Origin of the sequence: Mesorhizobium sp. RIZ17 (genome assembly GCF_051127865.1) — a bacterium.
Taxonomy (GTDB): Bacteria; Pseudomonadota; Alphaproteobacteria; order Rhizobiales; family Rhizobiaceae; genus Mesorhizobium; species Mesorhizobium humile.
Genome location: NZ_CP147861.1, coordinates 2,561,839 through 2,588,661, shown reverse-complemented (window position 1 = coordinate 2,588,661; position 26,823 = coordinate 2,561,839). Strand labels below are relative to the sequence as shown.

Genomic DNA, 26,823 nt, shown 5'->3' with positions numbered 1-26,823 from the left:
ATCTTGGAGGTTGGCGAAGGCCGGCGTGACATACAATCTCCCCCCTTGAGGGGGAGATGTTCGGCAGGACAGAGGGGGGCGCCGTAGAGCACCGATGCTCCAAGACGGCCGCCTCGACTCCATCATTCCATTGCCCTCGAGCATGATCTTCTCCCGAAGACCGCCACCCTGCCTTACTTGCCCGGCACCAGCGCCAGCGCGCGGATCGGGCTGCCGGTGCCGCGCTCGATCTTGAGCGGGGCGGCAATCAGGATCGCCCCCTTCGGCGGCAGCTGGTCGAGGTTGCACAGGCTGGCGAGGCCATAGCGGTTGGCCTTGTGCATCAGCGTGTGCGCAGGGAATGGCGGCTCCATCCCTCCTGCTTTACCGGCATCGGTGCCGATCGTCTCAGAACCCCAGCCCTTGATATCCTTGCTGATCAGGAACTGGATGGCTTCCGCCGTCGGGCCGGGCGTATGCGGGCCGGTCTCGTTGGCGTTGAGGAACTCGGCTTCCGAGCCATTGCGCTTGTACCAGTCGGTGCGCATCACCACCCACTCGCCGGGATTGATGGCGCCATGCTTGGCTTCCCAGGCCTTGATGTGGTCGACGGTGAGCAGGAAATCGTGGTCGGCCGCCGACTCCTTGGAGCAGTCGATGACGTTGACCGGGCCGATGAAATTCTGCGCCGGAATGGTGTCGGTGGCGCCGTCCGGATAGTCCTTGCCGGTGATCCAGTGCTGCGGCGCGTCGAAATGCGTGCCCGAATGCTCGCCGAGCTTCAGCCAGTTCCAGGCCCACCACGGACCGTTCTTGTCGTATTTGGAGATCTCGTGGATCTCGACCTTCGGCGTGTCGACGGCGAGTTCCGGCGGCAGCTTGATCAGCGGCGTGTTCGGCCCGAGCGGCGCCGTAAGGTCGACCACCTTGATGGCGCCCGAGAGCAGCTGGCCGGCGACCTCGCCGAGGAGTTTCTGCGTGTCCATGGTCTTTCGTTCCCTCTTGTCGGTGATCATCAAGGCTCGTTGCGGCCCTTAATATACCTACTAGACGAAAACATATGCATCTGCAATTATCTTTAAGCATAAAGCATTTTTGGGGCGGGGCGTGAGCGAGTTCGACGCCATCTTTGTCGGGGCGGGCCACAACAGTCTGGCATGCGCCGCGCATTTGGCGCTCAAAGGCTGGAAAATAGCGGTTTTCGAGCGCAGCGCGGCAATCGGCGGCGCGGTGCGGACCGCCGAATACACGCTTCCCGGTTTCCGGCACGATTTCGGCGCGATGAATCTGAGCCTGTTCGCCGGCTCCGCCTTCCACCGGAAATATGCAAATGAATTGAACAGCCACGGGCTGGAATTCGCGCCCGTGGCCGATTGCTTCGCCAGCGCTTTCCCGGACGGGACATGGTTCGGCGTCAGCAACGACCTCGAAAAGACGGCGGCGCGGCTGGCTGCCTTCTCCGCCGCCGATGCAGCCGCATGGCGCCGGCTGGTCGGCGCCTTTCCGGGCGAGGCCGAACACCTGTTCCGCCTGCTGGGCTCGCCGATGAGCGCATGGGCGCTGGCCGGCACGGGCTGGAACCTGTGGCGCAAGAAGGGCTTGGCCGGCGCGCTCGATACGGTTCGATTGCTGTTGTCATCGCCGCGCGCCTGGCTGGAAGAGAATTTCGAGACGCCGCATGTGCGCACGACGCTGGCGGCCTGGGGCATGCATCTCGACTTCGCGCCCGACATCGCCGGCGGCGCCGTGTTTCCCTACCTGGAATCGATGGCCAACCAGAGTTTTGGCATGGTGCTGGGCAAAGGCGGCGCCGACACCATCATCCGCGCGCTGGCCGGCATGGTCACCGCGGCCGGCGGTGAGATCGCCACCGGCGCGGAAATCGCCGAAATCATGGTTTCGGGCGGCAAGGCGACCGGGGTGCGGCTGGCATCCGGCGAAACCCATGTCGCGCGCAAGGCTGTGATTGCCGGCGTGGCGCCGAAAGCGCTGCCGGGCAGGCTGCTGCCCAATGGCTCCGGCGACGCCGGCTTCGATGCGGCGATGAAGACATTCCGCCATGCGCCGGGCACGATGATGATCCATCTGGCACTGGACGATCTGCCGGACTGGAGCGCCGGCGCCGAGCTTCGCCAATTCGCCTATGTGCATCTGGCGCCGTCGCTCGACGCCATGTCACATGTCTACCAGCAGGCGATCGCCGGGCTGCTGCCCAACCAGCCGGTGCTCGTGGTCGGCCAGCCGACGGCCGTCGATCCGTCGCGCGCGCCGCAAGGCAAGCATGTGCTGTGGGTGCAGGTGCGCATGCTGCCGGCGGAGATCCTCGGCGATGCGGCCGGCACGATCGCCCCCGCTCACTGGGACGCGGTCAAGGACGCCTATGCCGAGCGCGTGCTCAACATCATCGAGAGCTACGCGCCGGGATTGCGCAAAAAGATCCTTGGCCGTGCGATCTTCTCGCCTCTCGACCTCGAGCGCGAGAACCCGAACCTCGTCGGCGGCGACCAGATCTGCGGCAGCCACCATCTGGCGCAGAATTTCCTCTTCCGTCCGGCGCGTGGCTTCGCGCGCTGGAACACGCCGGTCTCGAACCTCTTCCTCACCGGCGCCGCGACATGGCCCGGCGCCGGGACGGGCGCAGGCTCCGGCTTCATGCTCGCCCAACAGCTGGGAGGGAACTAGAGCAATTCCAGGAAAAGTGTGAGCGGTTTTCCGCCCGGAATTGCGTAAAAACAAAGAGATAGGGCGTTTCGCCGTTTCCGTGAAACGGTGAACTAGAATTCCGGGATGGACAAGGCGCGGTTGCCCAACACCGAATGAAAAAGCCGCGCGGACAAATGACAACCAACAAGGGGAACGACCATGACCATCAACAGACGTGACTTGCTTGGGTATGGCGCCGTGGCGATCGGTGCGGCGACGCTGGGCCTGCCGAAGGCGGCAAAGGCGGCGGACGAGCTCACCATCGCCTACAACGTCAACCTGCCCTCATGGGACCCGACGACCGGACCCTCGGCCGTGAACCCGACCATCCAGGGGCTCTATCAGTCGGTGTTCGACCAGATCATCGGGCAGAAGCCGGACCTTTCCTTCACGCCCGGACTGCTCACCGAATGGGGCTGGAACGACGACCGCACCAAGGTGACGATGACGGTGCGCGACGGCGTGAAATGGCATGACGGCTCGCCCTTCACGGCGGAAGACGTGGTCTGGTCGCTGCAGCGCGCCGGCGACGAGAAGACCGGCAACCCGATCCAGTTCGTCTGGAAGAACGTCAACAACTTCAAGATCGACGGCAACAAGATCACCGGCGATGTCGTGCAGTTCGACCCGGTCTATTTCAAGTGGATGTCGTTCCTGACCGGCTACATCCTGCCGAAGGCCTATTACGAGAAGGTCGGCGCCGAGGGCTTCGAGAAGGCGCCAATCGGCACCGGTCCGTATATGGTCGACAAGTTCGAGCGCAACGCCTTCCTGCGGCTGAAGGCCAATCCGCACTATTGGGGCACGAAGCCCGCCTTCGAGAATGTGACGATCAAGTTCGTCACCGACGCGGCGAGCCGCGTCGCCGAGATCGAATCCGGCTCCTCGCAGGTGACGCTCGAAATTCCCTATGAGGAATATGACCGCCTCATCAAGAAGGACGGGCTGGCCGGCTCGATCAAGAACGTCTCCGACATCGGCATGATCTTCTTCAACGACATCGAGGCGATGCTGGACAAGAACGTGCGCCAGGCGGCCGTGATGGCGGTGGACAAGGAGCTGCTGGTCAAGCGGCTGCTGCGCGGCTACGGCCAGCCGATCGCCACGCTGGAGACGCCGGAATACACGGCCTTCGATCCGTCGATCAAGGTCGAGCACAATCCGGAAAAGGCCAAGGAACTGCTCGCCGCTTCCGGCTATTCGACCAAGAAGCCGGTGAAATTCACTATACAGACCACCAAGGGCTTCAAGCCCAAGGACTATGAGATGATCCAGGCGATCGTCGGCATGTGGCGCAAGGTCGGCATCGAGGCCAATATCGAGGTCTACGAGATCGCCAAGCACTACGAGCTGCGCGCCGCCGACAAGCTGGCGCCGGCGGCCTTCTACAATTGGGGCAACTCGATCGGCGACCCGACCACCTCGACCGGTTTCGCCATGTACGGCCCAAGCCCGCACTCGGTGTGGGACAGCCAGGACCTGATCGACATGATCAACCCGCTTTGGGGCGAGAAGGACGAGGCCAAGCGCATCGCCGGCTGGAAGGCCGTCGACAAGTACATCGCCGAGCAGGCCTATGTGCTGCCGCTGATGCAATATGCGCAGCCGATCGTGCACTCGAAGAAAGTCAATGTCGTGCAGCATGTGTCCGGCGCGCTGCTGCCGGCGCTGATGACCCCGGCCGCCTGATCCTCGGTCCTGGATTACCACGCGCGCCGTCCGCAAGACGGCGCGCATTTTCATTCGGACATATGGGCGCATGCTGCTGCAGAGATTTCTCGTTCGCCTGTTGACGATGCTGGTGACGCTGTTCGGCGTCGCCATCGTCGTCTTCGTGGTCATCCGCGTGGCGCCGGGCGACCCGATCGCCATGATGCTGCCGCCCGGCGCCAGCAATGACGACATTGCGCGGCTGCGCGCGCTCTACGGGCTCGATAAGTCGATCGTGCAGCAGTTCTTCATCTGGCTCGGCGGCGTGCTGCATGGCGATTTCGGCACCTCGATCTCGCTGCGCCAGGACGTGCTCGGCCTGGTGTTCAATCGGCTGCCGGCGACGCTGGAGCTTGCGACCGTGGCGCTGCTGATGGCGATCGCGATCGGCGCCACGGCCGCGATCCTTGGCGCGCGCTCGCGCGGCACGGCTGTCGAAGCGGGCATCGACATCGCCAGCGGCGCTACGCTTTCCATTCCCGATTTCCTCTGGGGCCTGGTACTGATCCTGCTGTTCGGCGTGCTGGTGCCTGTCTTCGACATTTCAGGGCGAGTTTCGCCGCAGCTGGACCTGCCTTTCGTCACCCAGTTCTATCTTGTCGAGAGCATCCTTCGGCTCCGCTTCGACCTCACCTGGGACCTGCTGAAGCACATGCTGATGCCGGCAGTGGCGCTGGCGCTGCCGTTGGCGGCGATCATCGCTCAGCTCCTGAAGCAGTCGCTGAAGGAAGTGCTGGACCTCGACTATGTCGTGCTGGCGCGGGTCAAAGGCTTTTCCGAAACGCAGGTGATCCTGCGCGAGGCGCTGAAGAACGCGGCGCTGCCGACGCTGACGCTGGTCGGCGTACAGTTCACGTTCCTCATCGGCGGCACCGTCATCGTCGAACGGCTGTTCTCCTACGAGGGCCTCGGCAACATGGCGATCGATGCCGTCATCAATCGCGACCTGCCGCTGATCCAAGGCATCGTGCTGGTGTTCGCGCTGCTCTTCGCGCTGATCAACCTTGCCGTCGACATGATGTATGCGCTGCTCAATCCGAGGCTGCGCCATGGATGAGGCGCGCATTGCCCGACGCGGCCTGAGCCCGCGGCTGTGGCTGGCCGGCGGCTGGCTGCTCTTGGCGCTGCTGGCGGCGATCTTCGCGCCATTGATCGCGCCGCAGGACCCGCTGGCGCAGGATTTGATGCTGGAGCGCCTGCCGCCCTTCTGGCTGGATGGCGCCGAGCCCGGCTATTGGCTGGGCACCGACAGCCTGGGACGCGATCTTCTCTCGCGGCTGATCTTCGGCGGACGCATCGCCTTCATCGTCGCTTTCGCCGCCGCGACGTCCGCCTGCCTCATCGGTTCGGCGCTCGGGCTGATCGCCGGTTATTTCGGCGGCTGGGCCGACCGCATCATCTCGCGCATCGTCGATGTCTGGATGGCCTTCCCGCCGGTGCTGTTCGCGATCCTCCTGGTCGCGGTGCTGGGCACAGGCCTCAGTTCCGTCATCCTCGCCATCGCGATCATCGATTGGACGCGCTTCTGCCGGGTGATCCGAGCCGAGGCGATGAGCCAGGCGCGCATGGACTATGTCGAGAGCGCGCGCATCGCCGGCTATGGCCGGATCGGCATCATGCTGCGCGAAGTGCTGCCCAATGTGCTGCCGTCGGTGGTGGCGCTCCTGTCGCTCGAAATGGGCATCGCCATGATCGTCGAGGCGATCCTCTCCTTCGTCAATCTGTCGATCTCGACCGACGATCCGACCTGGGGCAGCATCATCGCCGAGGGCCGGCTGTCGATCCATCAGGCCTGGTGGGTGTTGGTGTTCCCGCTGATCACGCTGATCCTCACCGTGCTTTCCTTCAGCCAGTTCGGCGAAGCGCTGAAGGCGCGCTTCGATCCGGTGCTGCGATGAGCGCGTGCCTCGACATCCGCCGCTTGAGCGCTGTGCTGCCCAACGGCCAGCGCGTGCTGCGCTCCGTGTCGCTTGCCGTCCGGCCGGGCGAAGTGCGGGCGCTGGTCGGCGAAAGCGGCGCGGGTAAGACGATGATCGGCAAGGCGGTGCTCGGCGTGCTGCCGAAAAGCGTGCGGATCGTCGAAGGCGAGATGCTGATCGAGGGCGAGGACCTGGGTCGGCTCGATGCCAAGGCGCGGCGCAATCTGATCGGAGCGCGCACGGCGCTGATCCCGCAGGATCCACTCACCGCGCTCAACCCCTCGCGCCGCATCGGCGCGCAGATGACCGACCGGCTGGTGCGCATCCTCGGCTGGAGTGGCGAAAGAGCCGACAAGCGTATCCGGCAGTTGCTCGACGAGGTGCAGATCCGCGACCCGGAACGCGTGCTGAAAAGTTACCCGCACGAATTATCCGGCGGCATGCGCCAGCGCGTGCTGATCGCGGCGGCCTTCGCGGCGGAGCCGAGGCTGATCGTCGCCGACGAGCCGACGACGGCGCTTGACGTGACGGTGCAGAAACAGATCCTGCGGCTGATCGCGCAACTGCAGCGCGACCATGGCACGGCGATCCTGTTCGTGACCCACGATCTCGGCGTCGTCGCCAAGATCAGCCAGAAAGTGTCGGTGCTCTATGCCGGCAAGATGGTCGAGGAGGCCGAAACCGCAGCCCTCTTCGCGGCCCCGCAACACCCCTACACGCGGGCGCTGATCGCGGCGACGCCGCGCTACACCGATCCCTACGCCTCGCTGAAGCCCGTCGACGAGAGCGTGCTTGCGGGGCTGGCGGCCGAGATTGCAGCGGCCGACAAGGAGTGGAGGCCCGGCCATGGCTGAGCCGCTGCTTTCCGTGCGGGGGCTGAAGGTGGCGTTGCCCGACATGACGCGCAAGCCGCTGATCGGCCGCGCGCCGTTGGCAGAAATCCTGAAAGGGCTGGACTTCGATCTGCCCAAGGGATCGGTCACCGGCATCGTCGGCGAGTCCGGCTCCGGCAAGTCGACGCTCGGACGCGCGCTGGTCAGGCTGCTCGAGCCGAGCGCCGGCTCGATCGGTTTCGAGGGGCGCGACATCAGCCGTCTTTCGGAAGCTGAGCTAAGGCCGCTACGCCGCGACCTGCAGATGATCTTCCAGGATCCGATGTCGTCGCTCAATCCGCGGCATACGATCTTCAACATCATCGCCGCCCCCTTGAGGCAGAACGGGCTTGGCGACCGGCTGAAGGAACGCGTCGCGGAAGCCCTGCAGCGCGTCGGCCTGCCGCAGAGCTTTGCCAGCCGCTACCGTCACGAACTGTCAGGCGGCCAGCGGCAGCGCGTCGGCATCGCGCGAGCATTGGCGTTGTCGCCGAAATTCGTGCTGGCCGACGAAATCGTCTCCGGTCTCGACGTCTCGACGCAGGCGCAAATCCTGACGCTGCTGGAGAAGCTGGCGGCCGAGATGGGGCTGACCGTCGCCTTCATCAGCCACGATTTGTCGGTGATCCGGCGGCTCTGCCAGCAGGTCATCGTCATGCGCGAAGGCAGGATCGTCGAGGCCAGTGCCACCGACGCGCTGTTCGACAACCCGAAGGAAACCTACACGCGCGACCTGCTCGCCGCCATTCCGCTGCCGGAGATCGATCCGGACTGGCTGCAGCCTCGGGCGCCGGCATGAGGTGAGTTTTGACTATCCGCACGCCGACCAGCGGGCCTCGGATGTGCGCAGGGACAAGTCGGCCCGCCAACGGAGGGTGACATGAAATACGCAATCCAGGCGGCGGTCTTCGCTGCCTCCTTGTTCGGCGCAATGGGAGCCGCCTCGGCGGATTCGATTCCCGGCATGCGCGGACACGACCATACCGGCATCACCGTGCCCGATATGAAGCAGGCCGTCGACTTCTTCACCAATGTCGTCGGCTGCAAGAAGGCGATGTCCTTCGGGCCGTTCGCCGACGACAAGGGCACCTTCATGCAGGACCTGCTCGGCGTCGATCCGAAGGCAGTGATCGAGGAGATCACCATGGTGCGCTGCGGCTACGGCTCGAACATCGAGCTGTTCAAATACACCGCGCCCGACCAGAAGGATGCAACGCCCAAGAACAGCGATATCGGCGGCTATCACATCGCCTTCTATGTCGACGACGTCGCCGCCGCGAAGACCTATCTGGAGGCCAAGGGCGTGAAGACACGATTGGGGCCGCTACCGGTGAAGGAAGGCCCGGCCGCGGGCCAGACCATCCTCTATTTCCAGGCACCGTGGGGGCTGCAGCTGGAAGCGATCAGCTACCCGACCGGCATGGCCTATGAGAAGGGCGCGGAGACGGTGCTGTGGAGCCCAAAAGACCCGACAAAATGATCCGACCGCATCCATCGTCCGATCATCGTTCAATTATGAAACTTTAAGCTTGAAATAATTTCCGTCGAGCGTGATACTGATATTCGGAGCCGCTGGTCCATTCGGCGGCTCCGGAGACCCTTAGAGCGTTTTACGCAATTCCGCACGGAAAACCGCTACGCACTTTTCCTGGAATTGCTCTAGAGGAGATCGCAAGACATGAAGGTTGCGGTTCTCGGCGGCGGGCCGGCCGGACTCTACTTTGCCATCTCGCTCAAGCTGCGCGACGCCGCGCATGAGGTGACGGTCTATGAGCGCAACCGCCCGGACGACACGTTTGGCTGGGGCGTGGTGCTGTCGGCGGAAACGCTGGAAAACCTGACCAAAAACGACCCGGTCAGCGCCGTCTGGATCAAGAAGCATTTCGCCTATTGGGACGACATCGCCGTCATCCATGACGGCGTGCGCACCGTGTCTTCCGGCCACGGCTTCTGCGGCATCGGCCGCAAGCGGCTCTTGATCCTGCTGCAGCGGCGCGCCCGCGAGCTCAACATCAACCTGAAGTTCGAGACCGATATCGCCGATCCCAGGCCGTTCATGGAAACGCATGACCTGGTGGTTGCCGCCGACGGCTTGAACTCGAAGTCGCGCGCGGCCTTCGCCGATGTCTTCAAGCCGGACATCGACACCCGCAAATGCAAGTTCGTGTGGCTGGGTACGACGCAGAAATTCGACGACGCCTTCACCTTCATCTTCGAGAAGACGGAGCATGGCTGGGTGTGGGCGCATGCCTACCAGTTCGACAGCGAGACCGCGACCTTCATCGTCGAATGCAGCGAAGAGACCTGGCAAGCCTTCGGCTTCGGCCAGATGACCCAGCAGGAATCGATCGCCGTCTGCGAGCGCATCTTCGCAAAACATCTCGGCGGCCATCCGCTGATGACCAACGCCAACCACATTCGCGGGTCTGCCTGGATCAACTTCCCGCGCGTGCTGTGCGAGCGCTGGTCGTACAAGAACCTGGCGCTGATGGGCGACGCCGCGGCTTCGGCGCATTTCTCGATCGGCTCCGGCACCAAGCTCGCGCTCGAAAGCGCGGTGGCGCTTGCCGATTATGTCGAGTCCGAACCCGACCTCGAAGCGGCTTTCCGCAAATATGAGGATGCGCGGCGCACTGAGGTGCTGAAGCTGCAGTCGGCGGCGCGCAACTCGCTCGAATGGTTCGAGGAAGTCGAACGATATCTCGGTCTCGATCCAGTTCAGTTCAACTATTCGCTGCTCACCCGCTCGCAGCGCATCAGCCACGAGAACCTTCGCCTGCGCGACGCGGAATGGCTGGCGGGCGCCGAGGAATGGTTCCAGCGCAAGGCCGGCGCCGGCGGCAACAGCTTGCGCCGCGCGCCGATGTTCGCGCCGTTCAAGCTGCGCGACATGACTTTAGCCAACCGCATCGTCGTTTCGCCGATGGCGCAGTACAGGGCCGTCGACGGCTGCCCGACCGACTGGCATTTTTCGCACTATGCCGAGCGCGCCAAGGGTGGCGCCGGGCTTCTCTATATCGAGATGACCTGCGTCAGCCCCGAAGGGCGCATAACGCCTGGATGCCCGGGCTTCTACAAACCGGAACATGAGGTCGCCTGGAAGCGGCTGGTTGATTTCGTCCACGCCGAGACCGAGGCAAAGATCTGCGCCCAGATCGGCCATTCCGGCGCCAAGGGCTCGACCCGTGTCGGCTGGGAAGGAACCGACGTGCCGTTGCCCTCCGGCAACTGGCCGGTGATGGCACCTTCGGCCGTGCCATGGTCGCCGAAGAACCAGGTACCGAAGGCGATGGATCGCGCCGACATGGATCTGGTCCGCGATCAGTTCGTCGCCTCGGCTCAGATGGCCGAGCGCTGTGGCTTCGACATGCTGGAGATCCACGCCGCGCATGGCTATCTGCTGTCGGCATTCATCACGCCGCTGACCAACCGCCGCACCGACGCCTATGGCGGCTCGCTGGAAAACCGCATGCGCTATCCGCTGGACATCTTCCACGCGGTGCGCGCGGTGTGGCCGGCGGAAAAGCCGATCTCGATGCGCATCTCGGCCAATGACTGGGTGGGGATCGAGGGCGTGACCCCGGCCGACGCGGTCGAGATCGCAAAACTGCTGCGCGAGGCCGGCGTCGACCTCTGCGACGTCTCGGCCGGACAGACCTCGATCGCGGCCAAGCCGGTCTATGGCCGCATGTTCCAGACGCCGTTTTCCGACCGCATACGCAACGAGGTCGGCATGGCGACAATGGCGGTCGGCAACATCTACGAGCCCGATCACGCCAACTCGATCCTGATGGCCGGGCGCGCCGACCTGGTGGCGCTGGCCAGGCCGCACCTGGCCGATCCCTACTGGACGCTGCACGCGGCGGTGACGCTCGGCGACCGCGGTGTCAAATGGCCCGATCCCTATCTGCCCGGGCGCGACCAGATCTACCGGCTGGCCGAGCGCGAAGCCGCAGCGGGGCTCAAGGTATGAGCGCCGCGCGCGAAATCGCCGGCAAGCACGCGCTGGTGACCGGCGGCGGTTCCGGCGTCGGCAAGGCCATCGCGCTGGCGCTGGCGGAAGCAGGCGTAGCCGTCACCATCTGCGGGCGACGCGAGGCGGCGCTGGCCGAGGTCGCGAAGCAGAATGACCGCATCTTTGGATTCGCCGCCGACGTCACCAACGAGGCCGAAATGGCGGTCCTGTACCAGAAGGCGGAGGCCGCGCGCGGGCCGTTCGACATCGTCGTCGCCAATGCCGGCATGGCGGGCAGCGCGCCGGCGCACAAGACCGCGCTTGCCGATTGGCAGCGTACGCTCGAAGTCAACCTCACCGGCGCCTTCCTGACGGTGAAGCCGGCGCTGGCGGGCATGCTCGCGCGGAAGACGGGGCGGATCGTTTTCGTCGCTTCGACCGCGGGCCTCAAAGGCTATGCCTATGTCGCGCCTTACGTCGCCGCCAAGCATGGCGTTGTCGGGTTGATGCGGGCGCTGGCCGCGGAGACCGCCAAATCCGGCGTCACCGTCAACGCCGTCTGCCCGGGCTTCGTCGAAACCGACATGCTGGAGGAATCCGTCCAGCACATCGTCGAGAAGACCGGGCGCTCCACCGACGAGGCGCGCGCGAGCCTTGCGACGACGAACCCGCAAGGGCGTTTCATCCAGCCGGAAGAAGTCGCGACGGCGGTGCTGTGGCTGTGCAGCGATGCCGCGCGGTCGATCACCGGGCAGGCGATCTCGGTGTCGGGAGGCGAAACATGGTAGCGGGACCGACGTCCGCCGGACCGGGCAAGGACAGGCTGCGGCTCTGGATACGCCTGCTGCGCGCCTCGCGCACCATCGAGGCCGAGCTGCGCGAGCGGCTGAAGAAGGAGTTCGACACGACGCTGCCGCGCTTCGACGTGATGGCGGCGCTCTATCGCGTGCCGGAAGGCATGCTGATGAGCGACCTGTCGCGCTTCCTGCTGGTGTCGAACGGCAATGTGACGGGCATCGTCGACCGGCTCGTTTCGGAAGGGCTGGTGACGCGGTCGCGGCGCAATGGCGACCGGCGCACCTCGATGGTGCGGCTGACCGACGACGGCACGAAATCTTTCGCCGCGATCGCCGCCGCGCATGAGAGCTGGGTCGGCGAGCTGCTCGGCAATGTCAGCGAGGACGAGGCACGGCGGCTGGCCGGCATGCTGAAATCGTTCCGCAGCAATTGGGAGGGACGCGAATGAGCGCCATGGCAAAGCTCAAGCCCAAGCACTTCCTCTGGCAGGTCGACGGTCGGGTCGCGAAAATCCGGCTCGACCGTCCCGAGCGCAAGAACCCGCTGACCTTCGACAGCTATGCCGAGCTGCGCGACACCTTTCGCGACCTCGTCTATGCCGACGATGTCGACGCCGTGGTGTTCCTGCCCAATGGCGGCAATTTCTGCTCGGGCGGCGATGTTCACGACATCATCGGGCCACTGGTCAAGATGGACATGAAGCAACTGCTCGCCTTCACGCGCATGACCGGCGACTTCGTGAAGGCGATGCTGAATTGCGGCAAGCCGATCATTGCGGCGATCGACGGCGTGGCGGTGGGCGCCGGCGCGATCATCGCCATGGCCTCCGACATCCGCATCGCGACGCCCGAGGCAAAGACAGCCTTCCTGTTCACCCGCGTCGGCCTCGCCGGCTGCGACATGGGCGCCTGCGCGATCCTGCCGCGCGTCATCGGCCAAGGCCGCGCCGCCGAGCTGCTCTATACCGGCCGCACCATGAACGCGGCCGAGGGCGAGCGCTGGGGGTTTTACAATCGCCTTGTCGAGCCCGCCGCGCTCGAAGCCGATGCGCTCGACATGGCGGCACGCATCGTTTCCGGCCCGACCTTCGCCCACGGCATCACCAAGACGCAGCTCAACCAGGAATGGTCTATGGGCCTCGACCAGGCGATCGAGGCCGAAGCGCAGGCGCAGGCGATCTGCATGCAGACCGGCGATTTCGAGCGGGCGTATAACGCGTTCGTGGCCAAGGAAAAGCCGGTGTTCGAGGGGAATTGAGGATGGGTGCGTTCTTGGAGACGCAGGCGGGAAAGCCCCCCTCTGTCCTGCCGGACTATCCGGCAGGACAGAGGGGGGCGCCGTAGAGCGCTAACCTCGCAGACCTGCGGAGGCACAAATGCCTGACCGTTCCTTCCTCAACTGGCCCTTCTTCGAAGACCGCCACCGCCAACTCGCCGAACAACTCGACGCCTGGTGTGCGAAAAACCTCCCCGTCGATCATCACGACGTCGACGCCGCCTGCCGCGACCTCGTGGCGAAACTCGGCCGCGATGGCTGGCTGAAGCCGACGGCGCTCGACCCGGTCGCTCCCGGCCCGCTCGACGTGCGCACGCTCTGCATCACGCGCGAGACGCTGGCGCGCCATGACGGGCTCGCCGATTTCGCCTTCGCCATGCAAGGGCTCGGCACCGGGGCGATCACGCTGTTCGGCACGCCGGACCAGCAGCGCTGGCTGGAAAAGACCCGGGCCGGCCGGGCGATCTCGGCTTTTGCCCTGTCGGAGCCACGCTCGGGATCAGACGTCGCCAACATGGAGATGGCGGCCACGCGCGACGGCGGCGACTATGTGCTTTCCGGCGAAAAGACCTGGATCTCCAATGGCGGCATCGCGGATCTCTATGTCGTGTTCGCCCGCAGCGGCGAGGCGCCCGGCGCCAAGGGGATTTCCGCTTTCATCGTTCCCGCCGACACCAAGGGTCTCGGCATCGCCGAACGGCTGGAGGTGGTCGCCCCTCACCCACTGGCGCGACTGTCCTTCGACAACGTCCGAATCCCGGCTTCCGCGCTGATCGGCAAGCCCGGCGATGGTTTCCGCATCGCCATGTCGGTGCTCGACGTCTTCCGCTCGACGGTGGGCGCCGCGGCACTCGGTTTCGCGCGGCGCGCGCTGGACGAGAGCGTGAAGCGTGCGTCCGAACGAAAACTGTTCGGCGCGCCGATGGCCGAGTTGCAGATGGTGCAGGGCCACATCGCCGATATGGCGCTCGATGTCGACGCCGCCGCGCTCCTCATCTACCGTGCCGCCTGGACCAAGGACATGGGCGCCGCGCGGGTGACCCGCGAGGCGGCGATGGCCAAGCTGTTCGCCACCGACAAGGCGCAGGAGGTGATCGACAAGGCGGTGCAACTGCATGGCGGCGACGGCGTGCGCAAAGGCCACATCGTCGAGAGCCTCTATCGCGAGATCCGGGCGCTGCGCATCTATGAGGGCGCCTCGGATGTGCAGAAGGTGGTTATCGCCAGGCAGGTGATGGGCGGGGCATGACGCGATGCCTTGCGAAGCAAATTTGAAATAGGGGGAGGCCAGACATGCACACGATCCTGCAGCCCGAAGGCTGGGCCAAGCCGATCGGCTACGCCAATGGCGTGGCCGCGCGTGGCCGGCTTGTCTTCATCGGCGGTCAGGTCGGCTGGAATGCCGAATGCAAATTCGAGACCGACGACTTCGTCGGCCAGGTGCGCCAGACGCTGGCCAACGTCGTCGCCGTGCTGGCCGAAGCCGGTGGCGAGCCGCGGCACATCACCTCGATGACCTGGTACTTCACCGACAAGGCCGAGTATGTCGGCAATCTGAAGGGGATCGGCGAGGCTTATCGCGACGTGATCGGCCGGCATTTTCCGGCGATGGCCGCCATGCAGGTGGTGGCGCTGGTCGAGGACCGGGCCAAGATCGAGATCCAGGCGACCGCGGTGATACCGGAGTAGCTACTGGCGAAACCCCGCCTGCCTCAGCAGCGGCAGAACGTGGTCGCAGAAATAGGGCAGTTCCTGGGTGTAGTTGACGAAGGACAGCGCGATGCCCTGGTAGCCATGTCCGGCAATTTCCGCCATGTCGGCGGCGATCGTCTCCGGCGTGCCGATCAGCGGGTAGGTGCCGGCGCCGCCGGCGAAACGCTGGCGGTAGCGGTCATAGGCGTGCGGGTCGTGCGATTTGGAGAATTCCTTCTTGCCGGCCATATGGGCATCGACGGCTTCGTGGTCGGCCATCGTGACGGCGTAGCGCGTGTAATAGGCTTGCGCCTCCTCCAAGGTCGGACGGCAGACCACATGCGCCACGGTATAAACGCCGACGTCGCGGCCGACCTTGGCGGCACGCTCGCCGATATCGGCGACATGCTTGCCGGCATCGCTCATCTCGGAGAAGGTCGTGAACAGGTAGTCGCATCGGGCGGCGGCGAAATCGCGGCCCGGGCCGCCGAAAGCGGCGTTCATCGTCACCGGCCCCGGCACCTGCAAGCTGGCCGGCCGGCTCACCGCCTCCTTCAGCCGGTAATAGGCGCCCTCATAGTCGAGCGGCTCGCTTGAGGCATAGAGACGTTCGAGTATCTCGATCCACTCGGCGGCCTGGTCATAACCCTTCTCGACCAGCGGCGTGCCGAACATGCCGAATTCCTTCGGGTTCCAGCCGCAGACGATGTTGAGCCCCGCCCTGCCCTGGCTGACATGGTCGACCGTCGCCAGCGCCTTGGCGGCGTAGAGCGGATGCACCAACGGCACATGCACTGTCATGAACAGGCCGATCTGCTCGGTCGCGGCGGCAAGCGCGGCTGCCCATGTGAACGTCTCGAAGGAGAATTCGCGCACCTTGTTGCGGCCGCCGAAGCCGCGCCAGCGGGCGATCGGCAGCATGAATTCGAGGCCCGCGCGGTCGGCTATCTGCGCCGCCGTCAGATTATCCTGCCAGCTTGCCGTCCAGCGCTCCGGCACATCGGTGATGGCCAGCCCGCCATCGGCGTTGGTGGAAAAGACGCCGAGCTTCAGTCTGTTCGGGCCGTGCAGGGGATGCGTTTTGATCATGTCTCTAACTCGCGGCGGAAGACCCACACGCTAGGCCCGGGCAAAAATATTTCAAGCCTGAAACAGCTTCGCGTCACCGTCGTTTGCGGATATGCATTTGGGCAACAGGAAAAGGGGATGGACATGAGCGAGTTCCGCCAGAAATGCATCGGCAAGACGAACCTCATAGGGTCCTTCGCCGCCATTCCCCACCCGGTCGCGGTCGAAGTGATGGCATCGTCCGGCCTCGATTTCCTCTGCATCGACTGGGAGCACGCACAGATCTCGCGCGACATGATCGAGGCCATGGTGCGCGCCGCCGACGTGCATCGCGTGCCGGCCATGGTGCGGGTTCCCGGCCATGCGCCCGAAGCCATCCAGGCGGCGCTGGACAGTGGCGCGCAAGGCGTGCTCGTGCCTCGCGTCTCGACCGCCGCGCAGGCCGAGATGGCGGTGAAAGCCTCGCGCTATCCGCCTCTCGGCGAGCGCGGTGTCGGACCGGGACGAGCCGCGGGCTATGGCTATCGCATTCCCGAATATCTGGCCGCCGCGAATGACCGGATTATCGTTGCCATTCAGGTCGAGACCGCCGGGGGGCTGGCCAATATCGAGGCGATCGCAGCCGTCGACGGCGTCGACCTGATTTTCGTCGGCCCAGGCGATCTCTCGGTGTCGATCGATGCCGTCGGACCGGCGGGCGCGGACAAGCTCTCCCAGGCGATCAGGACGATCATCGCCGCGACCGTCGCGCGGGGCCGGACCGCCGGCATATTCTGCGCCAGCCCGCAGAATGTCGGCCGATGGGCGGCCATGGGCGCGAGCTTCTTCGTGCTGGCCAGCGACACGATGTTTCTTGGCGCCGGCGCGGCGGCGAACGCTACCGCCGCGCGCGCCGAGCTAGACTAGCCAAAGGGCCTATCGGCGAGGCAACGGGCCAAGAAACTTTTTAAGCTTAAAACTTTTGCCTTGAAAAGCGCAGCGCTTTGGATAGCATCCGAAGCTGATGCGACCGCCGTGGCGGAGGGGCTTTTCCGGTCGGTCCATCGTTGGAGGAAGGGGTTTCAGTCCTTGTCGTTCGTGTTGCCCCAGTCGTCGTCCAGCGCGCGCTATGCTTTCGATGGCGTGCGGGCGCAAATTCGCGACCTGCACACGGAGAACATCGCAAACCTGGCGGTCCGCGCACGTGAGCTCGGCGATGTCATCGCGCTCTGGTACGGCGAAGGCGACGTGGTGACGCCGGCCTTCATCCGCGATGCGACGAAGGCCGCTTTCGACGAGGGCTTGACCTTCTACGTGCCCAACATGCGCGGGCACGGACCTCTGAACGAGGCGCTGTCGGACTACCAGACCCGCATCCATGGCCGCTCCATCCCGATCGCCCGCACCACGGTGACGCCGGGCGGCATGCAGGCGCTGTACCTGGCGCTGGAACTTCTGGTCGATACCGGCACCAACGTCGTCTATGTCGCGCCGCAATGGCCCAACATCCACAACGCCATCCACCTGATCGGCGGTGAGCCGCGTCCGTTCTCGCTCGACTTCAAGGGCGACTGGCAACTCGATCTCGACCGGCTGTTCGCAAGCTGCGATGCGCGCACCCGCGCGATCTTCCTGTCGACGCCGTCCAACCCTACCGGCTGGACCGCTACGCGCACGGAGATGCAGGCGCTGCTCGACTTCAGCCGGCGCACCGGCATCTGGATTATCTCCGACGAGGTCTATGGCCGCCTCTATTTCGACGGCGACGTCGCGCCCTCGATCCTGCAGATCGCCGAGGACGGCGACCGGGTGCTGTCGGTCAACAGTTTTTCCAAAGCCTGGGCGATGACCGGGTGGCGCATCGGCTGGCTGACGCATCCATCGGGCGTTGCCGACCAGCTCGGCGCGATGACGCAATATATCAACAGCGGCACAGCGGCACCGATCCAGGCGGGCGCCGTTGCCGCCATCCGCCAGGGCGAGCCGCTGGTCGAGGAAATCAGGCAGCGGATCAGGACCGGCCTCGACCTTGCCTATGACAGGCTGGCGCAAATCCCCGGCATCATCCTGCCGACCAAACCGCGCGGCGGCATGTATGCCTTCTTTGCCATGGAAGGCGAAAGCGATGCGCGGCAGGTCTGCGCCAGGATCCTGGAAACCGCGCGGGTCGGGCTGGCGCCCGGTCATCTGTTTGGAAATTCGGCCGCAGCGTTCCTGCGCATGTGCGTGTGTCGCGACAGCGGCCAGATAGAAACGGCGCTCACCCGCATGGTCGCCGCCATGAATTGACGCCCCGCTGGGAGGCGGGACGGCAAGAAACCGTGCGGGGTCAGCCCCGCCCGATCAACAACCAGAGGGAAGACCCAGAGGGAAACCAAATGAGCTTTACGCGTCGCAACCTGCTTGTTCTGGCCGCCGCCATCGGCATCGCCGCCGGCCCCGCCACCGCTTATGCCGCCGATGTGCTCAATGTCGGTGCCTACCCGACCAATCCGCCCTTCGAATACAAGAACGAGAGCGGCACTTTCGAGGGCTTCGAGGTCGACATCATCAACGAAGCGGCCAAGCGCATCGGTATGACCACCGATATCGCCGATCTCGGCTTCCAGGCGCTGTTCGCGGCTGTCAGCTCCAACCGCATCGATGTCGCGATCTCCTCGATCACCATCACACCGGAGCGCCTGAAAACGCTGTCGTTCACCCAGCCCTACTATGATTCCGACATGGGCATCGCCACCAAGACCGACAGCGCGATCAACACCGAGGCCGACCTCAAGGGCAAGATCGTCGGCGTGCTGTCCGGCTCGACCGGAGAGACCTGGGTCAAGAACCACCAGGCGGCCGACGGCTACAGCGACGTGAAGGGCTACGACACGCAGCAGAATCTTTTGCTCGACCTCAGCGCCGGCCGCGTCGATGCCGCTGTCAGCGACATTCCCGGCATGCAGTACTCCTTCCAGAAGATGAAGGACCTCGTCGTCAAGCAGCGCATCAAGACCGGCGAGCAGTACGGGCTGATGATGAGCAAGGACCATCCGTTGCTCGGCAAGCTGAACGATGCGCTGACGGCGATGAAGAAGGACGGCACGCTGGCCGCCATCCACAAGAAGTGGTTCGGCACCGACGCGCCGGCCGACTCCTCGACCGTCAAGGAAATGCCGCTGCCCAAGGCATGAGCGGCGACGGGCAGAACGGGGACGTGCCGGCTCGGAAGGCCGGCACGTCTCGTTTTCACGCATGCCCCTCCCGGGATCGCATCCGGTCGGCTAGGCCGATCCCGGTAGCCCGGGTCTGGCTCTAGTCTAGCGTCGTAGGACGCAAACGGTTCGGGAACGCTCCCATGTCGCTGATCGACACCTTCTTCAATCCCGACGTCATTGCGTCGAGCCTGCCGGCGCTGCTGCGCGGCTTCCTCAACACGCTGCTGCTCGGGGTGATGAGCATCGTCATCGGCATCGCGGTCGGGCTGGCGATCAGCCTGCTGCGGCTCTACGGGCCGAAGCCGCTGCGCTGGCTCGCCATCGGCTACACCGACATCTTCCGCGCCCTGCCGGTGCTGGTGGTGCTGATTTTGATCTACTACGCGCTGCCTTTCCTCGGCATCCGCCTGTCGTCATGGGCCTCGGCCGTCACTGCTTTCGCCATCATCATGTCGGCCTATTCGGCCGAAGTGTTCCGCTCCGGTATCGAGAGCATTCCGAAGGGCCAGTTCGAGGCGGCGCAGGCGCTTGGCCTGCCGTTCATGCTCACCTTGCGCAAGGTGGTGCTGCCGCAAGCGATCCGCGTCGTCATACCGCCGATGACCAGCAACTGCGTCTCGATGTTCAAGGATACCTCGCTGGCCTCGACCGTGGCGCTGCCGGAACTTTTGAAGGAAGCGACCAATGCGCAGTCGCTCTACGCCAACCCCTCGCCGCTGATCGGCGCCGCGCTGGTCTATCTCATCTTCCTCTGGCCGATGGTTCGCCTCGTCAGCCTGCTCGAGCGCCGCTTCCAGACAGAGAAGACGCGCTGACGCCCACCAAGTCCCCATCCAAGTCCTTCGCAGGAGCTTACCCGTGAACAAGCATCAGACCGACAACACGAACGTCGCCGCGTTCCCCGTCGAAAAAATCCGCTCCATGTTTCCGGCGCTCAAGCAGGCCGGCGACTTCATCTTCATGGACAATGCCGCCGGCGCGCAGATCCCGCAGAGCGTGCTCGACGCGGTGACCAACCACCTGGTGTCGCACAATGTGCAGCGCGGCGGCCGCTATGGCCGCAGCGTCACCGTCGACCAGTCGGTCGCCGAGGCGCGGGAGAGTGTGGCGCTTCTGATCAACGCCTACAGCCCGTCCGAAATCTGCTTCGGCATGAACGCCACCTCGTTCATCCGCCTGGTCAGCCTCGGCATCGGCCAGATGCTTGCCAAAGACGGTGATGGGGAACGCGACGAGATCGTCATCACCGACATGGACCACGACGCCAACATCGCCACCTGGCTGGCGCTGGAATCGGCCGGCGCCAAGTTCAAATGGTGGCGCATGCGCGAGGACGGCAATCTCAATGTCGACGACCTCAAGCCGCTGGTGTCGGAGCGTACCCGGCTCGTCGCCTGCACGGTGACAGCGCATTCGATCGGCTCGATCGTCGACGTCGCCTCGGTGGCGAAAATCGCACATGCCGCCGGCGCAGAAGTGTTCCTCGACTGCGTGCATTATGGACCGCACGGACTGATGGACGTGCAGGCCTGGCAGTGCGACTATCTCGTCTGCTCCGGCTACAAGAATTTCTCGCCGCATATGGGCTTCCTGTGGGGCCGCTTCGACACGTTGAAGCGGCTGCCGACCTTCCGCGAGGATTTCATTCCGAACGAGCCGCCCTACAAGGTCGAGGCCGGCACCTTCATCTACGAGAATGTGTCGGGCATGGATGCGGCGGTGCGCTACCTGGAATCGATCGGCCGCAACTTCTTAGCCCAAAACAACCGCTCGCGCCGCGACAACATCGTCGCCGGCATGAACGCCATCCGCGACTATGAGCTCATGCTGGCGCGCGAGATGATGAAGGTGCTGAAGGATTGCGGCGCCACCATCTACGGCGTCGCCGACGAGGGGCGCATCCACGAGCGCGTGCCGACCTTTTGCTTCAACATCGGCAAGCTGTCGCCGCAAAGGATCGTCGAGGAGATGGCGGCCATGCAGATCGGCATCCGCGACGGCCACATGTATGCGCCAAGGCTGATGAAGCGGCTCAACCTGTCGATGGACAGCGGCGCGATCCGCGCCTCCCTGGTGCATTACAACACGGTGGAGGAAGTGCGCCGGTTTGGGGAAGCGCTGCGGGCGATTGTTGCGAAGCTGTCGTAGGCTGGACGCACTTAGCTCGGCGTCGTCATCCACGGGCGAAGCAAGGAGCGAAGCGACGCGGCGCAGACCCGAGGATCCATTCCGTGACGTATGAGCGCCGCTCACGGTGCAGAATTCTGCACCGCTGCGCCTTTCGAGTGAGGTAACGGCATGGGTCTGCGCGCTGCTTCGCAGCGCTCCGCCCTAGAATGACGACCCCTAGGCCAGCGCCCTCTAGGAGGACGAAGCAGACGTCAAGCCGCCTTCTTCTTCGCCAGCCTTGCCTTGATGCTCGCGATGTCGGCGCGCGGCGTCGCGGCGAAGAGCGTCTTGGTGTAGGCGTGCTTGGGGTCGGAGAAGACCTCGTCGCGCGGGCCGTATTCGACGGCTTCGCCGAAATACATGACCATCACGTCGTCGGCGATGTAGCGCACCACCGAGAGGTCGTGGCTGATGAAGACGTAGGTCAGCTTGAACTCGTCCTGCAGGTCGGCAAGCAGGTTGAGCACCTGCGCCTGCACCGAGAGGTCGAGCGCCGAGACCGGTTCGTCCAGCACCAGGAGGCTCGGGTTCAGCATCAGCGCGCGGGCAATGGCGATGCGCTGGCGCTGGCCGCCCGAGAACATATGCGGGTAGCGGTTGTAGTGCTCGGGTCCGAGGCCGACCTTCTTCAGCATCTTCATCGCCAGGTCGCGCCGTTCCTCGGCCGGCTTGTCGGTGTTGATGAGGAGCGGCTCGCCGAGAACGTCGCCGATCTTCTGGCGCGGGTTGAGCGAACCATAGGGGTTCTGGAAGACGATCTGCACCTTGCGGCGCATTTCCTTCGTGAGCCCGTCCCTGGCGATGTCGACCTTGTTGCCGTCGATGAAAAGCTCGCCGGAGGTGGCCGGGTCGATGAGCGTGATGATGCGGGCAAGCGTGGACTTGCCGCAGCCGCTCTCGCCGACGATGGCAAGCGTCTTGCCCTTCTCGACACTGAAGGAAACGCCCTTCACCGCATGCACGGTGCGCGCGCCGCGGAACAGGCCGCCGCCGACATGGTAGTCGCGTTTGATGTCCTTGCCTTCGACGACCTTGGTCATGCGCCCGCTCCTGAAGGCGCAGGTTCGAACAGCATGTCGGAGACGGTCGGCAGCCGGTCGCCGACGGCGTTCTCCGGCAGCGCCGAGAGCAGCGCGCGCGTGTAGTTGCTCTTCGGCGATTCAAAGAGCGACAGCACGTCGGCCTCTTCCATCTTGCGGCCCTTGTACTGGACGATGACGCGGTCGGCGGTTTCGGCCACCACGCCCATATTGTGGGTGATCATGATCAGGCCCATGCCGTATTTGGCCTGCAGCGAGACCAGCAGATCGAGGATCTGCTTCTGGATGGTGACGTCGAGCGCGGTGGTCGGCTCGTCGGCAATCAACAGCTTCGGATTGCAGGCGATCGCCATGGCGATCATGACGCGCTGGCACTGGCCGCCCGACATCTGGTGCGGGAAGGAATTGAGCCGGTCGGCCGGTTCCGGAATGCCGACCTGCTTGAAAAGCTCGATGGCGCGGGCGCGGCGCTGGGCCTTGTCCATGCCCATATGGAAACGCAGCACTTCCTCGATCTGCATGCCGACGGTGAAGCAGGGGTTGAGGCTGGCGACCGGCTCCTGGAAGATCATGGCGACGTCCTTGCCAATGATCTTGCGGCGATCGGCCGGGCTGATCTTCAGCAGGTCGCGGCCATTGAAGGTCATGCGGTCGGCGGTGACGCTCGCCGTCCACGGCAGCAGGCCCATGACGGCCAGCATCGACACCGATTTGCCGGAGCCGGATTCGCCGACAATAGCGAGCACCTCGCGCTCGTCGACATGGAGCGAGACGCCGTCGACAGCACGGAAGGGACCGGACGCGGTCTGGAACTCGACGACGAGGTTCTGGATGTCGAGCAGCGCCATCACGACCTCCTCAGCTTGGGATCGAGCGCATCGCGCAAGCCGTCGCCGACAAGGTTGATGGCAAGCACGGTGATCAGGATGGCGAGACCCGGGAAAGTCACCACCCACCAGGCGCGCAGGATGAACTCGCGCGCCGTGGCAAGCATGGTGCCCCATTCCGGCGTCGGCGGCTGCGCGCCCAGACCCAGGAAGCCGAGAGCGGCGGCTTCGAGGATGGCGTTGGAGAAGGACAGCGTGCCCTGGACGATCAGCGGTGCCAGGCAGTTGGGCAGGATGGTGCGCAGCATCAACCGGGTATGACCGGCTCCCGCGACCTTCGCCGCCACGACATATTCGCGGCTTTTCTCGGCCATGACGGCGGCGCGCACCAACCGCGCGAAATGCGGCTGCAAGACAAGCGCGATGGCCAGCATCGCATTGAACAGGCCGGGGCCGAGGATGGTGACCAGCACCAGCGCCAGAAGCAGCGACGGGAAGGCCAGGATCAGGTCCATGACGCGCATGATCGCGACGTCGACCCAGCCGCGGAAATAGCCGGCGAGCAGGCCGAGCGTGATGCCGCCGGTGAGCGCCAGCGTAACGACGACGGCGCCGATGAGCAGCGAGAAGCGCGCGCCGTAGAGCAGGCGCGAGAGGATGTCGCGGCCGACTGGGTCGGTGCCGAGCAGATACTGCGCCGAGCCGCCGTCCTGCCAGGCGGGGGGCCGCAGGAACGCCGTCTTGTCCTGCACATCGGGCGCATAGGGCGCGAGCAGCGGCGCGAAGAGCGCCGCCAGCACCAGCAGGATGAAGACGAACAGGCCGATCACCGCACCGCGGTTGACCGAGAAGTAATGCCAGAAGGTCTTCAGGCCGGTGAGACGGTCCGGATTGCCGGCCGCCATCGGGGCGATTTCGGTCGACTGGCTCATCACGCCGCCCTTATGCGCGGGTTGATGACTGCATAGAGCACGTCGACGATCAGGTTCACGGCCATGACGATAAGCGCGATCAGGAGCAGGCCAGACTGCACCACAACATAGTCGCGTTTGGATATGGACTCGACCATCCACCTGCCGATGCCCGGCCAGGAGAAGATCGTTTCGGTAAGGATGGCGCCGGCGAGCAACGTGCTAACCTGCAGGCCGATGGTGGTGACCACCGGAATGAGCGCATTGCGCAGGGCATGCACGCCGATGACTCGGGCCGACGAAAGGCCTTTGGCGCGGGCAGTCCGCACATAGTCCTCGCCCAGCACCTCGAGCATGGCGGAGCGTGTCTGGCGCGCTATCACAGCCAGCGGAATTGTGCCGAGCACAATTGTCGGCAGCACCAGGTGGCGCAATACCGAGCGAAACGCATCCCATTTGCCGTAGAGCAAGGTGTCGATGGTCATGAAGCCGGTGATCGGCTTGAAGAAGTACTGCAGGTCGATGCGGCCGTTGACCGGTGTCCAGCCGAGATAGCCGGAGAAAAAGATGATGAGCAGCAGGCCCCACCAGAAGATCGGCATGGAGTAGCCGACGAGCGCCGTGCCCATCAGCGACTGGTCGAACCACGAGCCACGCTTGATCGCCGCAAAGATGCCGGCCGGAATGCCGAGCGCCATGGCGAAAATCATGGCGAAGAAGGACAGTTCCAGCGTCGCCGGGAAGAGCGTCTTGAACTCTTCGAGAACCGGGCGCTTGGACGAAATCGAGACGCCGAAATCGCCGGTGGCGACCTCACTGACATAACGCGCGTACTGCTCCCAGATCGGCAGATTGAAGCCGAACTGCTGCTTGAGTTCTTCGTAGCGGGCGGGGGCAACGCCATGCTCGCCGGCCATGGCGAGGATCGGATCGCCGGGCAGCAGCCGCACGAACGCGAAGGCGCAGATGGTGATGCCGACCAAAGTCGGGATCAGGAGGGCGATTTTGTTGAGAAGATATCTGAGCATCGTCAAATGGAATGGGGCGGCGCTGGAATTGCGCCGCCCCGTTCGCAATATTATTCGGCCTTGTCAACGCCGTCGAAGCGATGAATGCCGAGCGGGTCCATCTTGAAGCCGCTGACATTATTGCGAACGACCGCGTAAACCTGGCTGTGGGCCAGCAGGAAGGCGGGCGCTTCCTTGGCGAAGATCACCTGGGCCTGTTCATAGAGCTTGGTGCGCTCGGCCTGGTCGCTCGTCTTCTTGGCTTTCTGGATCAGGTCCTCGAAGTCCTTGTCGCACCAGCTTGAGTAGTTCGAGACGCCGATGGCAGAGCAGGCGAAGAGAGTGGCGAAGAAGTTGTCCGGATCGCCATTGTCACCGGTCCAGCCGATCTGGAAGGCGCCGGGACGGTCCTTCTTCTTGCCTTCCGAGCGATACTTGGTCCACTCGTAGTTGACGATCTCTGCCTTGACGCCGACCTTGGCCCAATCGGCCTGGATCAGCTCCGCGGCACGCTGGAAGTTCGGGTTGTACGGACGAACGCGGTCGGAAGCCCAGAGCTGGATGTCCTTCAGCCCCGCATCGGCCAGCACCTTCTTGGCCGCGTCCGGATTGTAGGCGTCGGCCTTCACGTCCTTGTTCCACGACCACATGGTCGGCGGGATCAGGTTTTCGGCAGGCGTGGCGCCGGCATCCTGGAACAGCGACTTGATCAGCGCTTGCCGGTCGATCGCCTGGTTGAGCGCATGGCGCACTTCCGGTTTGTCGAGCGGCGGGATGGTGGTGTTGTAGCTCATATAGCCAATGTTCAGGCCGGCCTGATCCATCAGGGTCACGTCCTTGTTGGCCTTGATGGTGGCGATGTCGGCCGGGTTCGGATACGGCGCGATATCGCATTCGCCGGCCAGCACCTTCTGGATGCGGGCGGTCGCGTCAGGCGTGATGGCGAAGACCAGGTCGTCGATCTTTTCCTTGCCCTTGAAGTAGTCCGGATTGGCCGCGTAGCGGATGACCGAATCCAGCTGATAGTCGACGAACTGGAACGGGCCGGTGCCGATCGGCTTGGTCGAGAAGTCGGCCATTTTGCCGTCCTTCTGGAGCTGGTCGGCATATTCCTTCGACACGATCGAGGCGAAGTCCATGCCGAGGTTTGCCAGCATCGGCGCGTTCGGCTCGGTCAGCGTCAGCTTGACGGTGAGGTCATCGACCTTCTCCCACTTGGCGACGTATTTCGGCATGTCCATGCCCGTGTAATAGTCCCAGGTCAGGTTCGGCAGATACTTGTCGCCGTTCCAGGGATTTTCCTTGTTGAACTGGCGATCGAAGGAGAAGACGACGTCGTCGGCGTTGAGGTCGCGCGTCGGCTTGAAATAATCGGTGGTCTGGAACTTCACACCCGGATGCAGATGGAAAGTATAGACCAGGCCGTCGTCGGAGATTTCCCACTTGTCGGCAAGACCCGGCTCGACCTCGGTGCCGCCGTGCTTGAACTCGACCAGTCGCGAATAGACCGTGCGCGACGAGGCGTCGAAGTCGTTGCCGCCAGTCGTCGTACCCGGATCGAAATTGGCCGGCGACGCTTCCGAGCAATAAACGAGCGTCTTAGCACTGGCCATGCCGCTGAGGACGCTTGCAGCCAGCAACGCGGCTGCAAAAGTCATTGTCTTTTTCATTGAGCACTCCCTGATGTTCTCTCAAGCCCCTCTATCAGGCTCGCGAAGG

Annotated in this window: 25 protein-coding genes; 18 read left to right on the top strand and 7 right to left on the bottom strand. The window is 64.4% G+C overall.

Going from position 1 to position 26,823, the window contains the following annotated elements; genetic code table 11:
* Positions 1-173: 173 nt before the first annotated feature.
* On the bottom strand, positions 174-965 hold the full coding sequence (locus WDX12_RS12635) for a cyclase family protein (protein WP_434725618.1): 792 nt from the start codon (positions 963-965) through the stop codon (positions 174-176).
* A 121-nt stretch (positions 966-1,086) separates the two neighbouring features.
* On the opposite strand from WDX12_RS12635, the gene WDX12_RS12630 reads away from it, so the two are divergent.
* The 13 genes from WDX12_RS12630 (at position 1,087) to WDX12_RS12570 (ending at position 14,900) form a co-directional block, all read left to right on the top strand.
* Positions 1,087-2,661: a phytoene desaturase family protein gene (locus tag WDX12_RS12630; RefSeq protein WP_434725089.1), complete on the top strand. Its 1,575-nt coding sequence runs from the start codon at positions 1,087-1,089 to the stop codon at positions 2,659-2,661.
* A 180-nt stretch (positions 2,662-2,841) separates the two neighbouring features.
* Positions 2,842-4,371 (top strand): ABC transporter substrate-binding protein, encoded by a 1,530-nt coding sequence (locus WDX12_RS12625; protein WP_434725088.1) that lies wholly within the window; start codon positions 2,842-2,844, stop codon positions 4,369-4,371.
* Positions 4,372-4,441: 70 nt separating this feature from the next.
* Positions 4,442-5,449, top strand: coding sequence for an ABC transporter permease (locus tag WDX12_RS12620; protein WP_434725087.1), 1,008 nt, complete (start codon positions 4,442-4,444; stop codon positions 5,447-5,449).
* The gene (locus WDX12_RS12615; protein ID WP_434725086.1) at positions 5,442-6,290 is read left to right on the top strand and encodes an ABC transporter permease; all 849 of its coding nucleotides are present in this window, start codon (positions 5,442-5,444) and stop codon (positions 6,288-6,290) included. Before WDX12_RS12620 ends, WDX12_RS12615 begins: the two co-directional genes overlap by 8 nt.
* A complete protein-coding gene (locus WDX12_RS12610) occupies positions 6,287-7,165 on the top strand; it encodes an ABC transporter ATP-binding protein (protein ID WP_434725085.1) in 879 nt (292 codons plus the stop codon). Before WDX12_RS12615 ends, WDX12_RS12610 begins: the two co-directional genes overlap by 4 nt.
* Positions 7,158-7,982 carry an ATP-binding cassette domain-containing protein gene (locus tag WDX12_RS12605; RefSeq protein ID WP_434725084.1) on the top strand — a complete coding sequence of 275 codons (825 nt, stop codon included), beginning with the start codon at positions 7,158-7,160 and terminating at the stop codon, positions 7,980-7,982. Before WDX12_RS12610 ends, WDX12_RS12605 begins: the two co-directional genes overlap by 8 nt.
* 81 nt (positions 7,983-8,063) lie before the next feature.
* Positions 8,064-8,663 (top strand): VOC family protein, encoded by a 600-nt coding sequence (locus WDX12_RS12600; protein ID WP_320294424.1) that lies wholly within the window; start codon positions 8,064-8,066, stop codon positions 8,661-8,663.
* 198 nt (positions 8,664-8,861) lie between these two features.
* On the top strand, positions 8,862-11,156 hold the full coding sequence (locus tag WDX12_RS12595) for a bifunctional salicylyl-CoA 5-hydroxylase/oxidoreductase (protein WP_434725083.1): 2,295 nt from the start codon (positions 8,862-8,864) through the stop codon (positions 11,154-11,156).
* A complete protein-coding gene (locus tag WDX12_RS12590) occupies positions 11,153-11,926 on the top strand; it encodes an SDR family NAD(P)-dependent oxidoreductase (protein WP_434725082.1) in 774 nt (257 codons plus the stop codon). Before WDX12_RS12595 ends, WDX12_RS12590 begins: the two co-directional genes overlap by 4 nt.
* Entirely contained in the window at positions 11,920-12,384 is a 465-nt protein-coding gene (locus WDX12_RS12585; protein ID WP_434725081.1) for a MarR family winged helix-turn-helix transcriptional regulator, read from the top strand. The genes WDX12_RS12590 and WDX12_RS12585 overlap by 7 nt, the downstream gene beginning before the upstream one ends.
* Complete coding sequence (locus tag WDX12_RS12580; RefSeq protein WP_434725080.1) at positions 12,381-13,193, top strand: enoyl-CoA hydratase family protein; 813 nt, start codon at positions 12,381-12,383, stop codon at positions 13,191-13,193. The genes WDX12_RS12585 and WDX12_RS12580 overlap by 4 nt, the downstream gene beginning before the upstream one ends.
* Positions 13,194-13,311: 118 nt before the next feature.
* A complete protein-coding gene (locus WDX12_RS12575) occupies positions 13,312-14,460 on the top strand; it encodes an acyl-CoA dehydrogenase family protein (protein ID WP_434725079.1) in 1,149 nt (382 codons plus the stop codon).
* Between the two features lie 44 nt (positions 14,461-14,504).
* Complete coding sequence (locus WDX12_RS12570; RefSeq protein WP_320294418.1) at positions 14,505-14,900, top strand: RidA family protein; 396 nt, start codon at positions 14,505-14,507, stop codon at positions 14,898-14,900.
* Here the strand turns inward: WDX12_RS12570 and WDX12_RS12565 are convergent, their stop codons facing one another.
* A complete protein-coding gene (locus WDX12_RS12565; RefSeq protein ID WP_434725078.1) occupies positions 14,901-15,992 on the bottom strand; it encodes an LLM class flavin-dependent oxidoreductase in 1,092 nt (363 codons plus the stop codon).
* Positions 15,993-16,115: 123 nt separating this feature from the next.
* On the opposite strand from WDX12_RS12565, the gene WDX12_RS12560 reads away from it, so the two are divergent.
* The 5 genes from WDX12_RS12560 to WDX12_RS12540 all read left to right on the top strand — a co-directional run bounded on the left by WDX12_RS12560 (position 16,116) and on the right by WDX12_RS12540 (position 21,298).
* Positions 16,116-16,877 (top strand): HpcH/HpaI aldolase family protein, encoded by a 762-nt coding sequence (locus tag WDX12_RS12560; protein WP_434725077.1) that lies wholly within the window; start codon positions 16,116-16,118, stop codon positions 16,875-16,877.
* Positions 16,878-17,039: 162 nt separating this feature from the next.
* A complete protein-coding gene (locus WDX12_RS12555; protein ID WP_434725076.1) occupies positions 17,040-18,239 on the top strand; it encodes a pyridoxal phosphate-dependent aminotransferase in 1,200 nt (399 codons plus the stop codon).
* An 89-nt stretch (positions 18,240-18,328) separates the two neighbouring features.
* Positions 18,329-19,126 carry an ABC transporter substrate-binding protein gene (locus WDX12_RS12550; RefSeq protein ID WP_320294415.1) on the top strand — a complete coding sequence of 266 codons (798 nt, stop codon included), beginning with the start codon at positions 18,329-18,331 and terminating at the stop codon, positions 19,124-19,126.
* Positions 19,127-19,290: 164 nt separating this feature from the next.
* Positions 19,291-19,965, top strand: a complete 675-nt coding sequence (locus tag WDX12_RS12545) for an amino acid ABC transporter permease (protein ID WP_434725075.1) — start codon at positions 19,291-19,293, stop codon at positions 19,963-19,965.
* Between the two features lie 43 nt (positions 19,966-20,008).
* On the top strand, positions 20,009-21,298 hold the full coding sequence (locus WDX12_RS12540) for a cysteine desulfurase-like protein (protein ID WP_434725074.1): 1,290 nt from the start codon (positions 20,009-20,011) through the stop codon (positions 21,296-21,298).
* 233 nt (positions 21,299-21,531) lie between these two features.
* Here the strand turns inward: WDX12_RS12540 and WDX12_RS12535 are convergent, their stop codons facing one another.
* From WDX12_RS12535 to WDX12_RS12515, 5 genes are read right to left on the bottom strand one after another with little or no spacing between them, the layout of a single operon-like run.
* The gene (locus tag WDX12_RS12535; RefSeq protein ID WP_434725073.1) at positions 21,532-22,359 is read right to left on the bottom strand and encodes a dipeptide ABC transporter ATP-binding protein; all 828 of its coding nucleotides are present in this window, start codon (positions 22,357-22,359) and stop codon (positions 21,532-21,534) included.
* A complete protein-coding gene (locus WDX12_RS12530; RefSeq protein WP_434725072.1) occupies positions 22,356-23,207 on the bottom strand; it encodes an ABC transporter ATP-binding protein in 852 nt (283 codons plus the stop codon). Before WDX12_RS12530 ends, WDX12_RS12535 begins: the two co-directional genes overlap by 4 nt.
* Entirely contained in the window at positions 23,207-24,118 is a 912-nt protein-coding gene (locus WDX12_RS12525) for an ABC transporter permease subunit (protein WP_434725071.1), read from the bottom strand. Before WDX12_RS12525 ends, WDX12_RS12530 begins: the two co-directional genes overlap by 1 nt.
* A complete protein-coding gene (locus tag WDX12_RS12520) occupies positions 24,118-25,125 on the bottom strand; it encodes an ABC transporter permease subunit (RefSeq protein ID WP_320294410.1) in 1,008 nt (335 codons plus the stop codon). The genes WDX12_RS12525 and WDX12_RS12520 overlap by 1 nt, the downstream gene beginning before the upstream one ends.
* A 50-nt stretch (positions 25,126-25,175) precedes the next feature.
* The gene (locus WDX12_RS12515) at positions 25,176-26,774 is read right to left on the bottom strand and encodes an ABC transporter substrate-binding protein (protein WP_320294409.1); all 1,599 of its coding nucleotides are present in this window, start codon (positions 26,772-26,774) and stop codon (positions 25,176-25,178) included.
* Positions 26,775-26,823 lie beyond the last annotated feature (49 nt).

Excerpts from the sequence above, each read along its gene's own strand:
- WDX12_RS12635 (WP_434725618.1), bottom strand. The coding sequence starts at position 965 with ATGGACACGCAGAAACTCCTCGGCGAGGTCGCCGGCCAGCTGCTCTCG.
- WDX12_RS12625 (WP_434725088.1), top strand. The coding sequence starts at position 2,842 with ATGACCATCAACAGACGTGACTTGCTTGGGTATGGCGCCGTGGCGATC.
- WDX12_RS12620 (WP_434725087.1), top strand. The coding sequence starts at position 4,442 with ATGCTGCTGCAGAGATTTCTCGTTCGCCTGTTGACGATGCTGGTGACG.
- WDX12_RS12615 (WP_434725086.1), top strand. The coding sequence starts at position 5,442 with ATGGATGAGGCGCGCATTGCCCGACGCGGCCTGAGCCCGCGGCTGTGG.
- WDX12_RS12610 (WP_434725085.1), top strand. The coding sequence starts at position 6,287 with ATGAGCGCGTGCCTCGACATCCGCCGCTTGAGCGCTGTGCTGCCCAAC.
- WDX12_RS12605 (WP_434725084.1), top strand. The coding sequence starts at position 7,158 with ATGGCTGAGCCGCTGCTTTCCGTGCGGGGGCTGAAGGTGGCGTTGCCC.
- WDX12_RS12600 (WP_320294424.1), top strand. The coding sequence starts at position 8,064 with ATGAAATACGCAATCCAGGCGGCGGTCTTCGCTGCCTCCTTGTTCGGC.
- WDX12_RS12595 (WP_434725083.1), top strand. The coding sequence starts at position 8,862 with ATGAAGGTTGCGGTTCTCGGCGGCGGGCCGGCCGGACTCTACTTTGCC.
- WDX12_RS12590 (WP_434725082.1), top strand. The coding sequence starts at position 11,153 with ATGAGCGCCGCGCGCGAAATCGCCGGCAAGCACGCGCTGGTGACCGGC.
- WDX12_RS12585 (WP_434725081.1), top strand. The coding sequence starts at position 11,920 with ATGGTAGCGGGACCGACGTCCGCCGGACCGGGCAAGGACAGGCTGCGG.
- WDX12_RS12580 (WP_434725080.1), top strand. The coding sequence starts at position 12,381 with ATGAGCGCCATGGCAAAGCTCAAGCCCAAGCACTTCCTCTGGCAGGTC.
- WDX12_RS12575 (WP_434725079.1), top strand. The coding sequence starts at position 13,312 with ATGCCTGACCGTTCCTTCCTCAACTGGCCCTTCTTCGAAGACCGCCAC.
- WDX12_RS12570 (WP_320294418.1), top strand. The coding sequence starts at position 14,505 with ATGCACACGATCCTGCAGCCCGAAGGCTGGGCCAAGCCGATCGGCTAC.
- WDX12_RS12565 (WP_434725078.1), bottom strand. The coding sequence starts at position 15,992 with ATGATCAAAACGCATCCCCTGCACGGCCCGAACAGACTGAAGCTCGGC.
- WDX12_RS12560 (WP_434725077.1), top strand. The coding sequence starts at position 16,116 with ATGAGCGAGTTCCGCCAGAAATGCATCGGCAAGACGAACCTCATAGGG.
- WDX12_RS12550 (WP_320294415.1), top strand. The coding sequence starts at position 18,329 with ATGAGCTTTACGCGTCGCAACCTGCTTGTTCTGGCCGCCGCCATCGGC.
- WDX12_RS12545 (WP_434725075.1), top strand. The coding sequence starts at position 19,291 with ATGTCGCTGATCGACACCTTCTTCAATCCCGACGTCATTGCGTCGAGC.
- WDX12_RS12535 (WP_434725073.1), bottom strand. The coding sequence starts at position 22,359 with ATGACCAAGGTCGTCGAAGGCAAGGACATCAAACGCGACTACCATGTC.
- WDX12_RS12530 (WP_434725072.1), bottom strand. The coding sequence starts at position 23,207 with ATGGCGCTGCTCGACATCCAGAACCTCGTCGTCGAGTTCCAGACCGCG.
- WDX12_RS12525 (WP_434725071.1), bottom strand. The coding sequence starts at position 24,118 with ATGAGCCAGTCGACCGAAATCGCCCCGATGGCGGCCGGCAATCCGGAC.
- WDX12_RS12520 (WP_320294410.1), bottom strand. The coding sequence starts at position 25,125 with ATGCTCAGATATCTTCTCAACAAAATCGCCCTCCTGATCCCGACTTTG.
- WDX12_RS12515 (WP_320294409.1), bottom strand. The coding sequence starts at position 26,774 with ATGAAAAAGACAATGACTTTTGCAGCCGCGTTGCTGGCTGCAAGCGTC.